The sequence below is a fragment of the Chitinophaga pendula genome (genome assembly GCF_020386615.1).
GTDB lineage: Bacteria > Bacteroidota > Bacteroidia > Chitinophagales > Chitinophagaceae > Chitinophaga > Chitinophaga pendula.
Window position 1 is genome coordinate 6,701,938 of record NZ_CP077769.1, and the last position, 17,924, is coordinate 6,719,861.

At 45.2% G+C, this 17,924-nt stretch carries 18 protein-coding genes; 15 read left to right on the top strand and 3 right to left on the bottom strand.

Annotated features, from left to right (window positions below):
• Nucleotides 1-134 precede the first annotated feature (134 nt).
• From KTO58_RS25160 to KTO58_RS25225, 14 genes are all read left to right on the top strand, one after another.
• Nucleotides 135-3,212: a TAT-variant-translocated molybdopterin oxidoreductase gene (locus tag KTO58_RS25160; RefSeq protein WP_095836758.1), complete on the top strand. Its 3,078-nt coding sequence runs from the start codon at nt 135-137 to the stop codon at nt 3,210-3,212.
• Between the two features lie 111 nt (nt 3,213-3,323).
• Nucleotides 3,324-4,760: an NrfD/PsrC family molybdoenzyme membrane anchor subunit gene (gene nrfD / locus KTO58_RS25165; RefSeq protein WP_095836757.1), complete on the top strand. Its 1,437-nt coding sequence runs from the start codon at nt 3,324-3,326 to the stop codon at nt 4,758-4,760.
• Nucleotides 4,761-4,818: 58 nt separating this feature from the next.
• On the top strand, nt 4,819-5,412 hold the full coding sequence (locus KTO58_RS25170; RefSeq protein WP_095836756.1) for a DUF3341 domain-containing protein: 594 nt from the start codon (nt 4,819-4,821) through the stop codon (nt 5,410-5,412).
• 194 nt (nt 5,413-5,606) lie between these two features.
• A complete protein-coding gene (locus tag KTO58_RS25175) occupies nt 5,607-6,101 on the top strand; it encodes a c-type cytochrome (protein WP_225859911.1) in 495 nt (164 codons plus the stop codon).
• Nucleotides 6,102-6,145: 44 nt separating this feature from the next.
• Nucleotides 6,146-7,354: a quinol:cytochrome C oxidoreductase gene (locus KTO58_RS25180; protein WP_095836754.1), complete on the top strand. Its 1,209-nt coding sequence runs from the start codon at nt 6,146-6,148 to the stop codon at nt 7,352-7,354.
• 62 nt (nt 7,355-7,416) lie between these two features.
• Nucleotides 7,417-8,469 carry a cytochrome c oxidase subunit II gene (locus KTO58_RS25185; protein ID WP_095836753.1) on the top strand — a complete coding sequence of 351 codons (1,053 nt, stop codon included), beginning with the start codon at nt 7,417-7,419 and terminating at the stop codon, nt 8,467-8,469.
• A gap of 179 nt (nt 8,470-8,648) precedes the next feature.
• A complete protein-coding gene (locus tag KTO58_RS25190; RefSeq protein WP_095836752.1) occupies nt 8,649-10,472 on the top strand; it encodes a cytochrome c oxidase subunit I in 1,824 nt (607 codons plus the stop codon).
• 94 nt (nt 10,473-10,566) lie between these two features.
• Entirely contained in the window at nt 10,567-11,466 is a 900-nt protein-coding gene (gene cyoE / locus KTO58_RS25195) for a heme o synthase (protein WP_095836751.1), read from the top strand.
• Between the two features lie 14 nt (nt 11,467-11,480).
• Nucleotides 11,481-12,047 (top strand): cytochrome c oxidase subunit 3, encoded by a 567-nt coding sequence (locus KTO58_RS25200; RefSeq protein ID WP_225860277.1) that lies wholly within the window; start codon nt 11,481-11,483, stop codon nt 12,045-12,047.
• 26 nt (nt 12,048-12,073) lie between these two features.
• The gene (locus KTO58_RS25205) at nt 12,074-12,748 is read left to right on the top strand and encodes a cytochrome c oxidase subunit 3 (RefSeq protein WP_095836750.1); all 675 of its coding nucleotides are present in this window, start codon (nt 12,074-12,076) and stop codon (nt 12,746-12,748) included.
• A 100-nt stretch (nt 12,749-12,848) separates the two neighbouring features.
• Nucleotides 12,849-13,247, top strand: coding sequence for a cytochrome C oxidase subunit IV family protein (locus tag KTO58_RS25210; protein WP_198315117.1), 399 nt, complete (start codon nt 12,849-12,851; stop codon nt 13,245-13,247).
• A gap of 174 nt (nt 13,248-13,421) precedes the next feature.
• The gene (locus KTO58_RS25215) at nt 13,422-14,003 is read left to right on the top strand and encodes an SCO family protein (RefSeq protein ID WP_157752747.1); all 582 of its coding nucleotides are present in this window, start codon (nt 13,422-13,424) and stop codon (nt 14,001-14,003) included.
• Between the two features lie 73 nt (nt 14,004-14,076).
• Nucleotides 14,077-14,649, top strand: coding sequence for a DUF420 domain-containing protein (locus KTO58_RS25220; protein WP_095841399.1), 573 nt, complete (start codon nt 14,077-14,079; stop codon nt 14,647-14,649).
• A 46-nt stretch (nt 14,650-14,695) separates the two neighbouring features.
• Entirely contained in the window at nt 14,696-14,908 is a 213-nt protein-coding gene (locus KTO58_RS25225; protein ID WP_095836747.1) for a CAMCR motif-containing small membrane protein, read from the top strand.
• Nucleotides 14,909-15,014: 106 nt separating this feature from the next.
• Here KTO58_RS25225 and KTO58_RS25230 read toward each other — a convergent pair whose 3' ends face one another.
• The 3 genes from KTO58_RS25230 to meaB form a co-directional block, all read right to left on the bottom strand.
• Nucleotides 15,015-15,275 (bottom strand): DUF2024 family protein, encoded by a 261-nt coding sequence (locus KTO58_RS25230; RefSeq protein WP_095841398.1) that lies wholly within the window; start codon nt 15,273-15,275, stop codon nt 15,015-15,017.
• Between the two features lie 130 nt (nt 15,276-15,405).
• Nucleotides 15,406-15,735, bottom strand: coding sequence for a DMT family transporter (locus KTO58_RS25235; protein ID WP_095836746.1), 330 nt, complete (start codon nt 15,733-15,735; stop codon nt 15,406-15,408).
• A 209-nt stretch (nt 15,736-15,944) separates the two neighbouring features.
• Nucleotides 15,945-16,865, bottom strand: coding sequence for a methylmalonyl Co-A mutase-associated GTPase MeaB (gene meaB / locus KTO58_RS25240; RefSeq protein ID WP_095836745.1), 921 nt, complete (start codon nt 16,863-16,865; stop codon nt 15,945-15,947).
• Nucleotides 16,866-17,098: 233 nt separating this feature from the next.
• Here meaB and KTO58_RS25245 point away from each other — a divergent pair, with 233 nt between their 5' ends.
• Entirely contained in the window at nt 17,099-17,920 is an 822-nt protein-coding gene (locus KTO58_RS25245) for a glycosyltransferase family protein (RefSeq protein WP_225859912.1), read from the top strand.
• Nucleotides 17,921-17,924 lie beyond the last annotated feature (4 nt).

Here is a 17,924-nt window from a genome sequence, read left to right on the forward strand (position 1 = left end):
TGAGATGCGGCGATTCCGGGGGCTGGGAAGTAAGGTTAGATCGAGGAGTTCGGACCGATTACCAGGTTAGGAAGCTGGGCATATCTGAAGACCGGTAAATCAAAATTTCAATCACGTAACTCGTAATAAATAACATGGAGCAAAAAAAGTATTGGAAAGGCTTGGAGGAGTTGCACAATACCAAATCTCATCAGGAGAATGTGAAGCATGAATTTAATGAGGATTTGCCTTTTGTAGAGAGTGATAGCCTGTTGAATGCTACAACCCCGCGCAGGGACTTCCTGAAGTACCTGGGGTTCACTACAGCCGCGGCTACTATTGCTGCCAGCTGTGAGCTGCCAGTGAAGAAAGCTATTCCTTACGTTAACAAGCCGGAGGATATTACGCCGGGTGTACCTAACTATTACGCTTCTACTTATGCGGTAGATGGTGAGTTTGTACCTGTTGTGGTAAAGACCCGCGAGGGACGTCCGATCAAGATTGAAGGTAACGAGATGTCTTCTGTAACGGGAGGCGCTACTACCGCTAAAGTACAAGGTGCTGTATTGAGCCTGTACGATGCTTCCCGTTTACGTTTCCCGACTATTGGCGGAACGGAGACTACCTGGACAGAGCTGGACAAACAAGTAGGTGCAGCGCTGGCTGGCCTTGGAGGTCCTGCCGTGCTCCTTACTTCTACTATATTGAGTCCTTCTACCAAGAAGGTGATTGCTGGTTTCCTGGCGAAGTTCCCGAACTCCCGCCATGTCACTTATGATACTGTTTCTTATTCTGGTATGTTGCTGGCGAATGAGGCTTCCTATGGTAAGCGTGCACTCCCCTCCTACCATTTTGAGAATGCTAAAGTGGTGGTGAGCCTGGGTGCTGATTTTCTGGGTACCTGGTTGAACCCTGCAGAGCATAGCCGTCAGTACGGAGCTAACCGTAAGATCAATGCGAAGAAGCCGGAAATGAGCAAACACTTCCACTTCGAGAGCCTGATGTCTCTTACAGGTGCGAATGCTGACGAGCGTTTCACACACAAGCCATCTGAAACCGGTGCTGTAGCGCTGGCATTGTTGAGTGCTCTGGGTGGTGCTGTAACAGCTCCTGCTATCGCAGACAAACGCCTGGCGGAAGGTATTCAGAAAGCGGCCAAAGCTATTAAGGCTAATAACGGCAAATCGCTGGTAGTGAGTGGTTCCAACGATGTGAATGTACAGCTCATCGTAAATGCGATCAACAACCTGGCTGGAGCTAACGGCACTACGATTGACTGGGCGGTTACGGCCAACTACCGTCAGGGTATTGACAGCGAAATGGCTCAGTTGGTGAATGATATGAACGCCGGTAATGTAGGCGCGCTGTTCATTCACGGTGTGAATCCTGCCTATGATTATTTTGACGCCAAGAAGTTTGAGGAAGGTCTGAAGAAAGTGAAACTGGCTGTTTCCTTCAACGACCACCAGGATGAAACTTCTGTGCTTTGTAAATATGGTGCTCCTGATCATCACTTCCTGGAGAACTGGGGTGATGCGGAAGGCCGCACTGGTTATTTCAGCTTTACGCAGCCTACTATTGCACCGTTGTTCAAAACACGTGCTTTTGAGGATAGCCTGCTGGCCTGGAGTGGTAATACTACTACCTGGGTAGATTTCCTGAAAAATGAGTGGGTAACCAAACTGGGGGATCAATCCCTGTGGGATAAAGCGCTGCAGGATGGTATTATCGAGCCGGCTGCCGGTGCTGCCCTGGGTGGTGCTGCTTTCAGCGGTGATATTGCCGGTGCTGCTGCTAAGATCAACAGTGCTAAAAAAGGTGGTAATCTGGAGTTGGTACTGTATGAGAAGATCGGTATCGGTAATGGTAAGCTAGCTAACAACCCCTGGTTGCAGGAGATGCCGGATCCTATCACCCGTACTACCTGGGATAACTACGCTTGTGTTTCCGCGAAACTGGCTAAAACTTTCAGTACTGAGCTGGGCGATAACTACGAGATCACACCTGAGAAGAAAGTATTAAAGATAAAAGCTAACGGCAAGGAAGTTGAACTGCCTTTGCTGATAGTGCCTGGTATGCATCCTGATGTGATTGCTATCGCTGTAGGTTATGGCCGTAGCAAGAATGCAGGTAAGGCTGCCGGTGAGATCGGTAAGAATGCTTATCCTTTTGTAAGCTTCAACGGTCAGACGTTCGACTATTTTGCGGTAGATGCTACTGCTGAGGCTACTGGTGCCAAATATGCACTCGGTCTGACGCAGACCCATAACAGCTACGAAGGCCGTCCGATCGTAAAAGAAACTACCCTGGAAGAGTTCATCAAGAACCCTAAAGAGGTAAACGAAGACCGTGAGGAGTTCAAGATCTACGGTGATAACTTCCGTAAGGACGCTACGCTGTATCCTGACTTTGCTTACCCAGGTATCAAATGGGGTATGTCTATCGACCTGAACACCTGCTTTGGTTGTGGTGCCTGTACGATTGCTTGTCAGGCTGAGAACAACGTATCTGTAGTAGGTAAGCAGGAGGTGATCACTGGTCACGAGATGCATTGGATCCGTATTGACCGTTATTTCAGCGGTGATGTGGACAATCCGGAAGTAGTGTTCCAGCCGATGTTGTGTCAGCACTGTGATAACGCTCCTTGTGAGAACGTATGTCCGGTGGGTGCAACCAACCACAGCTCTGAAGGTATTAACCAGATGGCGTATAACCGTTGTATTGGTACCCGATATTGCGCTAACAACTGTCCTTACAAAGTACGTCGTCTGAACTGGAGAGACTGGAATGGTGCTGATAGTTTTGAGGACAACCTGTACGATGTGGCTGATATGAACGATAACTTGACCCGTATGGTACTGAACCCGGATGTAGTGGTTCGTAGCCGTGGTGTGATGGAGAAATGTTCTTTCTGTGTGCAGCGTCTGCAGGATGCTAAACTGACTGCTAAGAAAGCGGGCCGTCCGATGAAAGATGGAGAAGCGCGTACTGCTTGTCAAATGGCATGTGCTGCTGATGCGATCGTATTCGGAAACGTGAATGATAAAGACAGTGCGATCTACAAAGTTCGCAATGAGGAGCAGGCTGATCGTATGTACTATGTGTTGGAGCACCTGCACGTACTGCCTTCTATTAGCTACCTGGCAAAGATCCGTAACAAGGATGCGGCGCCGAAAGCGGAAGGTCATGGTCATCAGGAGGCTGAACATAAAGCAGCAGAAGCCCATCATTAATCTTGCGGTGATCCGTAAGTGTAAAGGCAATCTGATAAAAGATTAGAAACAGAGAAAAGTTTTAGGTTTAGATCAATAAAGCTCCCTTAGGGGATAAAAGCTTAAATAACTATGCATTTAAAGTACGAATCCACACTGAGAGAACCTTTAGTAGACGGCGTGAAGGATTACCACCAGGTAACGGAAGATATTATCCGTCCTATTGAAGCAAAGCCTGGTAAACTGTGGTATGTAGGCTTTTTCATCTCCCTGACGTTGTTAGGTTTTGGCGCGTTTTCCGTGTTCTGGCAGATCTATTTCGGTGTGGGTGTATGGAATCTGAACAAGACGATTGGATGGGGTTGGGATATTACCAACTTCGTATGGTGGGTAGGTATTGGTCACGCGGGTACGCTGATTTCTGCGATCCTGTTGCTGTTCCGTCAGGGATGGCGTACGGGTGTGAACCGTGCGGCTGAGGCGATGACGATCTTTGCGGTAATGTGTGCGGGTCAGTTCCCGATCATTCACATGGGTCGTGTATGGATGGCTTTTTTCATTCTGCCTTATCCTAACACCCGTGGTCCTGTGTGGGTGAACTTCAACTCTCCGCTGTTGTGGGACGTATTTGCGATCTCTACTTACTTTACGGTGTCTCTGTTGTTCTGGTATTCTGGTTTGCTGCCTGACTTTGCGACTATCCGTGACAGGGCAAAAACGAAACTGCGTAAGTTATTATATGGTATAGCATCTTTTGGTTGGACGGGTTCTACCAAGCACTGGCAACGTCACGAGGCGCTGTCTCTGGTACTGGCAGGTCTGTCTACTCCGCTGGTACTGTCTGTACACACGATTGTATCTTTTGACTTTGCCACCTCTGTAATTCCGGGTTGGCATACTACCATCTTCCCTCCTTACTTTGTGGCGGGTGCGATCTTCTCCGGATTTGCGATGGTACAAACACTGTTGATCATTACCCGTAAAATACTGAACCTGGAAGATTACATCACTATAGGTCACATGGAAGCGATGAACAAAGTAATCGTTCTGACTGGTTCTATAGTAGGTTGTGCTTATCTGACGGAGTTGTTTATGGCTTGGTACTCTGCGGTGCCTTATGAGTTTGACACGTTCTACAAGTTCCGTGCTGCTGGTCCGCTGGGATGGTCTTACTGGATCATGATGACCTGTAACGTGATTTCTCCGCAGGTGTTCTGGTTTACCAAGATGAGACGTAATGTGATGGTAACATTTGTGATGTCTATCATTGTGAACATCGGTATGTGGTTTGAGCGTTTTGTGATCATCTGTACCTCTCTGTATCGTGATTATATTCCTTCTAGCTGGAGCTATTATACTCCATCCTGGCCGGAGGTTGGTTTCTACTTAGGTACATTTGGGCTGTTCTTTACTTGCTATTTCCTGTTTGCGAAATACTTCCCTGTAATCGCTGTTGCGGAGATCAAGCATGTATTGAAGACTTCTGGTGAGAACTACAAGAATGAGATGGTGAAGTATGAGGAAGAGAGCGCTGAGAAGTTTGCACACGATGTAGCGCACGCTCACTAATCATAAAGGGTAAAAAGGAATCAGGAATTTGTTAATAAGCATTTGAACTTTAAAATATATGGCTGTTAAAAAATTTGTTGTAGGCAACTTTGAGGATGAGGCGGTGCTGTTTCCGGCTGTGAAGAAAGTGCGGACAGCAGGGTACAAGATCCACGATGTGTATACACCTTTTCCGGTACATGGTTTGGACCATGCGTTGGGCCTGAGAGAGACTAGTCTGCACACGGCTGGTTTTATCTATGGTATCACCGGTACCACTACAGCATTATCCTGCATGAGCTGGATATTTACGACAGATTGGCCTTTGAATATTGGTGGTAAGCCACATTTACCGCTGCCTGCATTTATTCCGATCACTTTTGAGTTGACGGTATTATTTTCTGCGGTGGGTATGGTGTTGACTTTCTGTTATCTGTGTCAGCTGGCACCATTTGTAAAGAAGCATATTTTCAATCCCCGTCAGACGGATGATAAGTTTGTGATGGCGATAGAGCTGACGGAGAAGACGAATGTAGAGGAGTTGAAGAACTTTCTGACAGCTGCTGGTGCGAAGGATGTACATGAGCAGACTGCGGAGACCGGTTGGTGGTTAGGACGTTTTGATCGTGATGATATGGTGTTCAACAAACCGGTAGCACCTTTAAACGCTTAGTAAACAAAGAACAGCAATAACAAGAACCAGGGTAATGCCGGTTCTCCCGGTAGCCGGGATGCATAAATAAGAAGAATAATAAACAGATGAAAAGGACTTCCAACATATTGATTGCAGTTGCAGTGGCAAGCGGAGCTTTCCTCGCGGCCTGCAATAAGGATCCCAGAAAGCCCGGCAAAATTTACATGCCAGATATGTATGAATCCCGTGCGTATGAGTTTTACAATCCTCGTCTGTCTGGACTGAAGCCGGTGGAGGGGACTGTAAGAAGGGGGCATGCGTTGCCTTACCACCTGAAAGCGCAGGATACTGCGGCTGCTAATCTGGTGAAGAACCCGCTTGTGATCACTAAAAATGATCTGGAAGAAGGAAAGCGCCTGTTTAACATTTACTGCGGTATTTGCCATGGTACGGCATTGGATGGTAATGGTCCGTTGTATAAAGGAGGAGATGGTCCTTATCCGGCAGCGCCAGCTAACCTGGTGAGTGGACCTAAGGCCAGCTATTCTGAAGGCCGCCTCTTTCACGTAATGACTTATGGTTTTAATGTGATGGGTAGCTATGCGAGCCAGCTGGATATCGAGCAGCGTTGGAAGATTGCCGCATATATTAAGAGCATGCAGCCAGGTGGATCTGCTCCTGCGAAGGAAGCAGCACCTGCAGCGGATAGCGCGGCAGCGAAGAAATAGAACGTTAAAAAAAGAATTTCAAACAAGTATTTTAATATACAGTAATGAAAGACCAATTTGTAGTACCGGCAAGATTAAAAACGACCAGCTTCGTGTTAATGGGCATTGGCTTGCTGACTTTATTGATCGGATTATTTGCGCTTCACGGTGAGCATGGCGCTACACGTTTCTGGGCTGGCCTGTTACAGAACAGTACTTTCTTCCTTTTGGTGGTACTGGCCAGTACTTTCTTTATTGGAGCTACCACACTGGCACATGGTGGCTGGCAGATCGCCTTCAGGCGTGTACCTGAAGCCATCTCAATGGCGGTACCTGTATTGGGTGCGATTGCCTTCTTAGTGCTGATGATCCTGGTATTCGGTGAAAAAGAGCACATTTACCACTGGGTGAATGCAGAGCACGTAAAACATGACCGGATACTGAATTTCAAATCTCCTTTCCTGAACAAGAGCTTCTTTACTATAGCGACTGCTATTACTATTGGTCTCTGGATATTCTTTACGATCAGACTCCGCAGGATGTCTATCGAAGAAGATAGCTGGGATCTGAGCAGAGAGACCGGTAAAAAACTGATCTGGAGAAATACGGTATGGTGCGGTGGTTTCATTGTAATATTTGCACTGAGCGTAGGTTCTACTACTCCGTGGATCTGGTTGATGAGCATCGATGCGCACTGGTACTCCACTATGTACAGCTGGTATACATTTGCCAGCACCTGGGTATCGGGTCTTTCCCTGATCGCATTGTTCGTGATCTACCTGAAAGGTAAAGGCTATCTGCCTTATGTAAATGAGGAGCACCTGCATGACCTTGGTAAATTCATGTTTGCGTTCAGCGTATTCTGGACTTACCTGTGGTTCTCCCAGTATATGCTGATCTGGTATGCTAACATTCCTGAGGAAACTGTTTACTTCCAGCCACGTGTATGGGGACCTTTCCGTCCGGTTTTCTTCCTGAACCTGTTGATCAACTTTGTTACACCGCTGCTCATACTGATGAAACGCGATGTAAAACGTAACTATACTACTGTTGCAGTAATGGCTGGTGTGATCATCTTCGGTCACTGGCTGGATTTCTTCCAGATGGTGATGCCTGCGACGGTGAAAGAGTTGCACTTCCCCTGGTACGAACTGGGTCTGGGCCTGGGATTTGTGGGTCTGATTATACTGATCGTTTCCAATCAGCTGACGAAAGCGCCGCTGACGCCGAAAAACCATCCGTATTTGAAAGAAAGTATTGTACACCACACCTAGTAGGTAGACGAGTGAAACAAACAACGAAAAGCAATTAGATAACTTAATTATTTCAAATAGCAATGTCAGGATTTTTAGCAGTCTTAGTTGTTGTTCTCATATTCGTAGTCATCTTCCAGATTGCGAAGGCCAGTGAGTATGTGTCCATATTGAAAGGAGAAAAGAAGTCTCGTCAGCAGTCCAACCGGATCAACGGGTTTCTGATGATCGCTTTCCTGGTATTGGGACTGATTGGTGTATACTACTGTAATGAGATATTAAAAGATAAGATTCTGGGCGAATCCGCATCTGATCATGGTGAGGGGATTGACAGCCTGATCCATATTACGCTGGTTATTACCGGGATCGTATTTGTGGCTACACAGATACTGTTGTTCTGGTTTGCCTTCAAATACCAGGAGAAAGAAGGCCGTAAAGCTTTCTACTTCCCGCATAATAACCGTCTGGAGGTAATCTGGACTGTTATTCCAGCGATCGTGCTGACTGTGCTGGTAGCTTTTGGTTTGAAGCACTGGTTCCAGATCACTTCTGATGCTCCTCAGGATGCTATGGCAGTTGAGATCACCGGTAAGCAGTTTAACTGGCTGATCCGTTATCCTGGTAAAGACGGTCAACTGGGTCGTAAGGTATTTAAGAATATTGACGATGCTACCAACCCTGTAGGTCAGGATTGGAATGACGCGCTGAACAAAGATGATTTCATGGCTACAGAGATGCACCTGGTAGTAGGTAAGCCGGTAAAACTGATCATCGGTTCCAGAGATGTGATTCATGACGTAGGTCTGCCTCACTTCCGTTTGAAGATGGATGCTGTGCCTGGTATTCCTACTACGCTTTGGTTTACGCCTAAGTTCACTACCAAACAGATGAAAGAAAAGACCGGTAATCCGGACTTTGTATATGAGATCTCCTGTGATCAGATGTGTGGTTCCGGTCACTACTCTATGAAAGCCAACATTGTAGTAGAGACACAGGCTGAGTTTGATGAGTGGGCTGCTAAACAGAAATCTCAGTTTGAGCTGGCTAATACTTCGGCTGCGCCGGCCCCTGCTGCTCCTGCAGCACCCGCGGCTGACAGTGCTCAAAAAGTGGTAGCTGCCAATTTAAAGCCGTAAATTCGCAAAGGACCTTCAGGTGAGCCCTTAAGGTCCGGGAAATAGCCCACAAGTGTGCCAGCGCGTAAAAGTAAGCGGGTTATTTACTGACAATCAGCTCGGTAGGAATAAAATAATTAAAAAGAAAAAAGACAACGACTATACTTCCCTGGTGTAGTTTATAATAAACAGAACCGATTATGAGTAACGAAGCAACATTGCACAGTCAACAGGAGGTAATGCACGGGCATGATCATCATGGCAACGGGCATGATGGCCATGAGCATCACCATGAGGATAGCTTCATTTCGAAGTATGTTTTCAGCATGGACCATAAAATGATTGCCAAGCAATTCCTGACCACAGGTATTATCTGGGCTATCATTGGTGCTTTCTTCTCTGTACTGTTCCGTTTGCAACTGGGTTATCCCGATGCCACATTCCCTTGGCTTGAGTCTATTCTCGGACATTGGGCAAAAGGTGGCCGCATCTCTCCGGAGGCGTACTATGCACTGGTAACTATGCACGGTACTATCCTGGTATTCTTCGTATTAACTGCCGGTCTGAGCGGTACTTTCTCTAACCTGTTGATTCCCTTACAGGTAGGTGCCCGCGATATGGCTTCTCCCTTCATGAACATGCTGAGCTATTGGTTCTTCTTCATGGCCAGTGTTGTGATGATGTGTTCTCTGTTTGTACAGACAGGGCCTGCTTCCGGTGGTTGGACTTCCTACCCTCCGCTGAGTGCATTGGGTGATGCATCTATCGGTTCAAAAATTGGTATGGACCTTTGGTTGGCCAGTATGGCACTGTTCGTTGTTTCGCAGTTGCTGGGTGGTCTGAACTATATCTCTACTATTCTTAACATGCGTACGAAGGGTATGAGCATGACTAAGATGCCGCTGACCATATGGGGCTTCTTCTTCACTGCTATCCTCGGTGTACTGTCCTTCCCGGTATTGCTGTCAGGTTTTATCCTGTTGCTGTTCGATCGTCATGCGGGTACAAGTTTCTACCTGTCTGAGCTGTTCGTTGCCGGTAAAGCACTGTCTAACGAAGGAGGTAGCGCGATCCTTTACCAGCACTTGTTCTGGTTCCTGGGTCACCCTGAAGTATATATCATCATCCTCCCTGCGATGGGTATGGTATCTGAGGTGCTCGCGGTTAACTCCCGTAAGCCTATCTTTGGTTACCTTGCGATGGTGGGTTCTATGTTTGCCATCGCCATCCTGGCGTTCCTGGTATGGGCGCACCATATGTTCGTAACCGGTTTGAATCCTTTCCTGGGAGCCTTCTTCGTGTTGCTGACTTTGTTGATCGCGGTACCATCGGCGATCAAGGTGTTCAACTGGATAACTACTATCTGGAAAGGTAACATCCGCTTTACACCTGCTACCCTTTTCTCTATCGGTTTTGTGAGCACCTTCATCTCTGGTGGTCTGACTGGTATCTGGTTGGGTAACTCTTCTATCGATATTCACCTCCACGATACTTACTTTGTAATTGCGCACTTCCACATTGTAATGGGTGTATCTGCGTTCTTCGGTACGTTTGCCGGTGTATACCATTGGTTCCCTAAAATGTACGGTCGTTATATGAATAACACATTGGCATACATCCACTTCTGGATTACCCTGCCAGGTGCTTACCTGATCTTCTGGCCTATGCACTACGAAGGTATGGCCGGTATGCCCAGAAGGTATTACGACTATTCCAACTGGGAGTCTTTCAAACAATTTACATCGCTGAACCAGTTCATCACTATAGTAGTAATTGCGGTGTTTGCTGCACAGCTGCTGTTCGTGTTCAACTTCTTCTATAGCATCCTGAAGGGTCGTAAGGTTACCACTACCAACCCTTGGAATGCGACTACCCTCGAGTGGACTACGCCGATCAATCCTGGTCACGGTAACTGGCCTGGTGAGATTCCTGAAGTACACCGTTGGGCTTATGATTACAGTAAGGACGGTAAGGACTTTATTCCTCAGACGGTACCTGTATCTCCTGACGAGTCCAAGCACTAATGCTTGACTTCCGCAAAGGCGGAATGGAGCAAAGAATGTGAAGTATGAAATTTAAATAGGTCAATTGGCGAAAGCCGGTTGACCGGTATAAAAAATGATCAGCGAAAACTCCATAAAATTGTCGTCATCGTATGCAGTAGCCAGCAAGGCGAGGGATTATTTCCAGCTCATGAAGTTTAATTTAACCTTCATGGTGGTTTTTTCCAGTGTGGTGGGTTATTTATTGGTGCCGGGAGTAGGTTTTGACCTGATTAAAGTTCTTTTATTATTTGCCGGTGGATTGTTGGTATCTGGTTCTGCCAATACCATTAACCAGATATTGGAACGGGATACGGATAAACTGATGGCACGTACCGCTGTAAGGCCGTTACCATCAGGAAGACTCTCTCTTACTGAGGCATCCATTGTAGCACTTATTACCGGTACTGGTGGAGTGTTTATAATGGCAATGGCTTTCAACTGGTTAAGTGCCGGGTTGAGCTTGTTCTCCCTGCTCATTTATGGATTTGTGTATACACCCTGGAAGAAATGGAATTCACTGGCAGTGCTGGTGGGGGCTATTCCAGGTGCTTTACCGCCATTGATCGGATGGGCGGCAGGTGCTAACAACCTGAGCGAAGGAGGGTGGTCACTGTTTGCAATACAATTCCTCTGGCAGTTTCCGCATTTTTGGGCAATAGCCTGGATTGCACATAAGGATTACGCCAATGCGGGATTCCGGTTGTTGCCATCGGCAGGTGCACCCAGCAGAATAACGGCGCTGCAGTCAGCAATGTATACCTTATTGCTTATTCCTGCAGGGGTAGCTCCTTACTTCCTGCATTTGTCAGGATGGATCTCAGCTATCATTTGCATATTGGCAGGTATATTTTTCCTTTACCGGGCCGTGATGCTGTATAGAAAATGTGATGTGCCGGCAGCCAGAAAGCTGATGTTCGGGTCTTATATCTACCTGACTGTGATACAGCTGGCGTTGTTGGCAGATAAAGTATAAACGTATTGGAAGAAGTGATGCAAACAATGAGTTTACAACGAAAGAAAATACATCCGCACAAATATGCCCTATGGATTGCTATGGCCAGCATTACAATGATGTTCATAGGATTCACCAGTGCATACGTTGTAAAACGAGCTCAGGCAAACTGGACGACATTTGCACTGCCGCATATCTTCTGGGTTTCTACAGCGGTTATTCTGGCCAGCAGTGCTACTATGCAGCTTGCCGTGAAGAACTTCAAGGAGCGCAATATGATCCGCTATAAGCAGTTGATCACATTGACTGCGATATTAGGTGTAGCTTTTGCGGTATGTCAATGGTTTGGTTTTGTGCAGATGTATAAAAACGGGTTACCGCTTAACGGACCGGCTTCTGCTTCTTTTATTTATGTGATTGCGGGTGTACATATCCTGCACGTTTTAGGCGGCGTGGTGGTTTTACTGATCATGTTTGCCAGGGCTTACCGAACGAGAGTACGTACCTACAGTGCAGTACCTGCTGAAGTGGCCGCTACCTATTGGCATTTTGTAGATGTCCTGTGGTTATATCTTTTAATATTCTTTAGCATCGCTAGATAAACATTATAAAAATTACAAAACTAAAAATGGATACAGCAGTTACAGCGAAGAAAAAATGGTGGAGCGGAGGATATTCTCCCTTTAACGTGAGCTACGGAAAGTTGATGATGTGGTACTTCCTGATGTCGGATGCTTTTACTTTTGGTGCATTGCTGATATCATATGGTACTATCCGCTTCATGAGCACATCCTGGCCTGACCCTAACGAGGTGTTCAAGTCTGCTCCCTTGATGGGCCATGCTAATCTGCCACTGGTGTTTGTGAGTATCATGACCTTTATCCTGATCATGAGTTCTGTAACAATGGTGTTGGCGGTGCATGCAGGACATATGCGTGATCGTAAGAGCGTTGTCAAATGGATGATCTGGACTATCATTGGTGGTGCATTATTCCTGGCTTGTCAGGCTTGGGAATGGACACATCTTTTCCATGAAGGTGCATGGTGGGGACGTAATCCTTTTGCGAATGTTGACGGTACCGCTGCTTCTTCCAACTTTACTAACTTCTTCTTTACAATTACTGGTTTTCACGGTTTGCACGTAACTTCTGGTGTGATCCTGAATATTGTGATCCTGATGAATGTGCTGAAAGGTACTTATGAGCATCGTGGTCACTATGAGATGGTGGAGAAAGTAGGTCTGTACTGGCACTTTGTGGATCTGGTATGGGTATTTGTATTCACTTGTTTCTATTTGTTGTAATAAGTAAGGAATAGAATTAATAGGCGAAGATTGAGCGGTGTAGTGGGATGATTTAAAGCATTGTATTTTTAAAAGAAACTGAGATTTAAATTATTTTATAATGGAGCATACACATAGTGCAGAAGGTCACGGTCACCAGGTTGATTCATCCACCAAACATATCTGGAAAACATTCTGGATCTTATTGGCTATCACTGTTGTGGAAGTGGGCTTGGCATTCTTGCATCTGGAAACGGGTTTTCCAAATAGATTGTTCCTGAACGGTATATTCATTATCCTGACTGTGTTCAAGGCGTTCTTTATCGTGGCCGAATTCATGCACTTACGTCATGAGATCAAGAACCTGATCTATACCATTCTGATTCCTTTATTGCTGTTCATTTGGTTTATCATCGCTTTCCTGGCAGATGGTGATTCTTGGAAGAACATGCGTAAAGATCTGTCTCCCGGTACTCCTGCTCCTGTAGAGAAAGTATCTAACGAAGCAGGACATCACTAGTTATTACAACGATTAATCGAATCATTAAAACGGCATATCATTTCTAGGAAGGGGCTCATAGGACTTATGTTGGCGGTGCTGGTTCCAATTACTGGCTATTTAATCACCAATCACTACAGTAAAAACGTACTGCCTGTACCCCGCTATTATATACCAGAAAGGATAGATACTATTATGAAAGATGGTAAACCTCACACGGATACCGTCTTTCATAAGATCGCCGATTTCTCCCTTACTAACCAGCTAGGACAACAAGTAAGCCTGAAAGATATGGAAGGCAAAGTACTGCTGGTTGATTTTTTCTTCACTTCCTGTCCTTCTATTTGCCCCACTCTCACTGCTAACCTGAGGAAGATACAGGATGCTTACGTTAAAAACGATACTTTACTACAGATACTGTCATTTACAGTAGATCCTACCCGGGATACTGTAGACCGGCTACGGGAATATGGCTACAAACACCAGATCAACCCGGACAACTGGTGGATGCTTACCGGTGATAAAAAGGCCATTTATGATCTGGCCAGACATCAGTTTTTTGTGAGTGTTACGGAAGGGAACGGTGGACCTGATGATTTTATTCATACGGAAAAGCTGGTGTTGATAGACAAAAACAGACATATCCGTGGCTATTATGACGGCCTGGACTCTAATGCGATCAAACAGGTTGCAAATGATATCGCTACCCTTCATCTGGAGAAAGACAGGAGCAAGCCCGGATTACTTAAACGTATTTTTTCCGGACAGCAGCACTAGCTATCTGTCATATTGATTGCATCCGCTACCACCATCCAATATTGTGCTCCGCAATTTTAAAGACAAGACCATCATGGATCTGAAGAATAAGAACCTGAACGTTGCCATTACTATTATATCTATTGTCATTCCGGTATTGGTGGCGATATTGTTTTATTTGCCGAGACCGGAAGGTGAAGCAGGTTTTAACGTTAATATACTGCCGCTGTTCCATGCGATCCTGAACTCTGCTACAGCTGTATTACTGGCAGGGAGCCTGTATTTTATCAGGATAGGTCAGATCAAAGCGCACAAGATTACCAACCTGATCGCTGTTATTTTATCCGTCGTGTTTCTGATCTCATACGTGACATACCATTTTTATACGGATTCGACCAAATTTGGCGACTTAAATCATGATGGTATTGTTGATGCTGCTGAGAAGGCCTTGATAGGCGGTACCCGTTATGTATATTATTTTATTTTGCTCACACATATAGTGCTGGCTGCCATTATCGTACCATTGGTATTGTTTACATTGTTACGGGCATTTCAGACGGACTATGTAAGACATAAGAAGATCGCCAGAATTACATGGCCTATATGGTTTTATGTAGCTGTGACCGGTGTGGTGGTATACGTGATGATCTCTCCTTATTACGCATAGCATAAAAGGTTTTTCAACATATCTGTTATTCGCTAACTTTGATAGTATGAAAAAGAAAGTGTTGATATTGGGTGTATTAATTGCTTTTAGCGCGCAGGTAATGGCACAATGTTCTTTGTGTACGAAGACTGCCCAGCAATTAGGAGAAGGTCCAGCAAAAGGGTTGAATTCAGGTATCCTTTACCTTGCGATTACACCATTGGTGTTGATCGCTGTACTGGGGTACCGCTGGTGGCGTAGCAACCAGAGCCCAGAGTAGTATCGCATCCTGACTACGGATGATAACGGGGAAAACTTTTAGGGAAAAAAGAATTATATAGAAAAGGGGAAGGGCTGTTTTTAATAGCCCTTCCCCTTTTTTGATATTATGCGAAATTCTTTTTCTCGTAGATATAATACCCGTATTGCAGGATCGCTTTTTCCCAGGCGGGGATCACTTCTTGTGTATGACAGAACCTGCATTCTCTGGCAGAAAGGGGATGTGTCCCTTTTAGCTTTGATTGGAGGTATTCCTTTCCAAAATGTAAAACACGCTCATATTGCGTATCCGCAGCTACTATGATATTGAAATGCATATAGCCTCCTTGTTTCTTTTGCGCATACGCATCAAAAATAGCAACCTCCATAAACACTAGTTTTGTGAAGTCATTCACCTGTTGGGGAAAGGACGGTTAATATAGAATTGAAAATTTCCGTTTAACTACTAACAAAAAATATGGTTAATAGTTCATTCCAGGTGTGAGTTCATCACAAATATTAGTGGCCTCCGGAAGACACGAATTTTAAACCGATGATAGAACCGATAAGCATCATCAGGAAGAATATGCGCCAAACGGCTGCGGGCTCTTTAAATAGTAAGATACCTGCGATTACAGTACCTGCAGCACCTATCCCTGTCCATACCGCATAGGCAGTACCCATGGGTATGCCACCGGTAATAGCTTTATTCAGAAGAAAGAAACTTAAGGATATACACGCTACAAACGCAAGAGAAGGCCAAAGGCGGGAGAAGTTTTCAGAATACTTAAGAGAAATGGTGAAGCCAATCTCAAATAAACCGCCAAGCACTAAGAATAACCATGCCATAATGATTAATTTTTAGACAATTAGAAATAATATGCAGTAAAAATGTAGAGGAAAATTAACGGGAGTAATGGGTATAAAAAAGAGGAACAGTATACCCTTACGGCTTATCAGAGGCCGTAATTAAATATTGCATAAACAACCAAAATCTGACGTATCGGATATCGTCGCATGGCGCAAATGTAAGAAAAAACGGGGAGATTGGCGGCTAACTATACTTGTGCGTCTTCTTCGAATTGTTGGACAAAGCGGTAGATATTAAAGGAGGTTAATTCGCTGTACTGAGCGATCTGTTGTTGCAACTGGTATTTGCTGAGGTTTTTCATCCGGCGATGTTGTATCAGCTGATAGGCCTTTTCAGCAAGGAGAAGTGTATGTCGTTCCCTGTTATGAGTAATGAGTTGTTGGTGCTGTTGTATATGGTCTATGACTTCTTCAATGCCTTCCTGCCGGGTGGCAATCGTTTTGATCACTGGTATTTGCCAGTTCTCATTCATGCGGCTATGGGCTAACAATCGTAGATTTTTAACAAAATCATTAGCATTGTCGCGATCTGCTTTATTCACAACGAAAATGTCGGCGATCTCCATAAGTCCCGCTTTCATTGTTTGAATTTCGTCACCAGCTTCTGGCACTACGGTAACGATAGTGGTGTCAGCGATCCCGGCGATTTCTACTTCACTCTGTCCTACCCCTACTGTTTCAATAAAGAGATAATCGAAACCGGCCCCTTTTACCAGATCACAGACTTCTATGATCTTCGCGCTAAGTCCACCCAACGCTCCCCTGCTGGCAAGTGAACGGATGTATACATTAGGATCATTGAAATGTTGATTCATACGTATACGGTCGCCCAGCAGCGCACCAAAATTGAAGGGGGAGGAAGGATCGATGGCTATGATGGCAATTTTCTGTTGCCGGTGTAGCAGAGCAGCAATCAGTGCATTTACCAGGGTACTCTTACCTGCACCCGGAGGGCCGGTAACACCTATAACACGGGTTGTCCCGGAGGCAGGGAGATGGGTCAGTAACTGCTCATATCCCTGTGCTTCGTTTTCAACCAGGGAAATACAACGGGCCAGTGCTCTGATATCCCCTTTTGTCAATCCCGTCAGATATTGTTGGTATTCCATGCTATATGATCTCCAGGTTACAATGCATCATGTAAGTGTTGTAAAGGTATCTTTTTAAAGTTACAAATAAAGTATCCGATAGCTACCGATAAGCCTGGCTATGTCTACCTAAGTATGTCTTTATTGCATTAAATTGCAGTGCCGTATAGTGTGATTAAGCTATTGGTGTTTCATAGATGAAAGTATCCGGATTTACCTTTGTGCGCAATGCTATTAAGTATGATTACCCCGTTGTGGAAGCAATAAAATCCATTTTACCATTATGCGATGAAGTAGTTGTGAGTGTAGGCAATTCTGAAGACGATACACTGGGACTGATACAGTCTATTAACTCTCCTAAAATCCGTATTACTCATTCTGTTTGGGATGATTCTTTACGTAAGGATGGTCGTGTGCTGGCAGTGGAAACAGATAAGGCATATGCCGCGATAAGTGCGGATGCAGATTGGGCTTTTTATATCCAGGCAGACGAGGTCGTACATGAGGATGGATACGAAGCGATCAGGAACGCTATGATCAAATATAAAGATGATACAAGTGTAGAAGGCCTCTTATTCAACTATGTTCACTTTTATGGCAGTTACGACTATGTAGGAGATTCCCGTACCTGGTATCAGCATGAGATCAGGATCGTTCGCAATGATAAACGTATACGTTCTTACCGGGACGCACAGGGATTTCGTAAGGACAATGAAAAATTGCATGTAAAGTCTGTAGCTGCGGCTATTTACCACTATGGATGGGTAAAAGACCCCTATCTGCAAGCAAAGAAAACAACCAACTCCCTGCAGTTATATAATGGGGAAAATGAAGCTGCTATCAGAGAAAAAGCCAGCCAGGAACTTTATGACTACAACAATATAGATTCCCTGGAACATTTTAAGGGAGTGCATCCCCAGGTGATGTTACCGCGTATTTCTCAAAAGAACTGGGATTTTAACTTCGATACGAGCCGGAAGAAATTCAGGAAAGTGAAATATGCTATCCTCTATTGGATAGAGAAAAAGACAGGCAAACGCTTATTTGATTACCGGAACTATAAACTCATCCGATAGCACA

What these genes read in the sequence shown, in the direction of transcription:
- KTO58_RS25175 (WP_225859911.1), top strand. Translation starts at nt 5,607, where the DNA reads ATGTATGAATCCCGTGCGTATGAGTTTTACAATCCTCGTCTGTCTGGA.
- KTO58_RS25215 (WP_157752747.1), top strand. Translation starts at nt 13,422, where the DNA reads ATGAAAGATGGTAAACCTCACACGGATACCGTCTTTCATAAGATCGCC.
- KTO58_RS25170 (WP_095836756.1), top strand. Translation starts at nt 4,819, where the DNA reads ATGGCTGTTAAAAAATTTGTTGTAGGCAACTTTGAGGATGAGGCGGTG.
- KTO58_RS25230 (WP_095841398.1), bottom strand. Translation starts at nt 15,275, where the DNA reads ATGGAGGTTGCTATTTTTGATGCGTATGCGCAAAAGAAACAAGGAGGC.
- KTO58_RS25180 (WP_095836754.1), top strand. Translation starts at nt 6,146, where the DNA reads ATGAAAGACCAATTTGTAGTACCGGCAAGATTAAAAACGACCAGCTTC.
- cyoE (WP_095836751.1), top strand. Translation starts at nt 10,567, where the DNA reads ATGATCAGCGAAAACTCCATAAAATTGTCGTCATCGTATGCAGTAGCC.
- KTO58_RS25235 (WP_095836746.1), bottom strand. Translation starts at nt 15,735, where the DNA reads ATGGCATGGTTATTCTTAGTGCTTGGCGGTTTATTTGAGATTGGCTTC.
- KTO58_RS25190 (WP_095836752.1), top strand. Translation starts at nt 8,649, where the DNA reads ATGAGTAACGAAGCAACATTGCACAGTCAACAGGAGGTAATGCACGGG.
- KTO58_RS25185 (WP_095836753.1), top strand. Translation starts at nt 7,417, where the DNA reads ATGTCAGGATTTTTAGCAGTCTTAGTTGTTGTTCTCATATTCGTAGTC.
- nrfD (WP_095836757.1), top strand. Translation starts at nt 3,324, where the DNA reads ATGCATTTAAAGTACGAATCCACACTGAGAGAACCTTTAGTAGACGGC.
- KTO58_RS25160 (WP_095836758.1), top strand. Translation starts at nt 135, where the DNA reads ATGGAGCAAAAAAAGTATTGGAAAGGCTTGGAGGAGTTGCACAATACC.
- KTO58_RS25205 (WP_095836750.1), top strand. Translation starts at nt 12,074, where the DNA reads ATGGATACAGCAGTTACAGCGAAGAAAAAATGGTGGAGCGGAGGATAT.
- KTO58_RS25220 (WP_095841399.1), top strand. Translation starts at nt 14,077, where the DNA reads ATGGATCTGAAGAATAAGAACCTGAACGTTGCCATTACTATTATATCT.
- KTO58_RS25225 (WP_095836747.1), top strand. Translation starts at nt 14,696, where the DNA reads ATGAAAAAGAAAGTGTTGATATTGGGTGTATTAATTGCTTTTAGCGCG.
- meaB (WP_095836745.1), bottom strand. Translation starts at nt 16,865, where the DNA reads ATGGAATACCAACAATATCTGACGGGATTGACAAAAGGGGATATCAGA.
- KTO58_RS25210 (WP_198315117.1), top strand. Translation starts at nt 12,849, where the DNA reads ATGGAGCATACACATAGTGCAGAAGGTCACGGTCACCAGGTTGATTCA.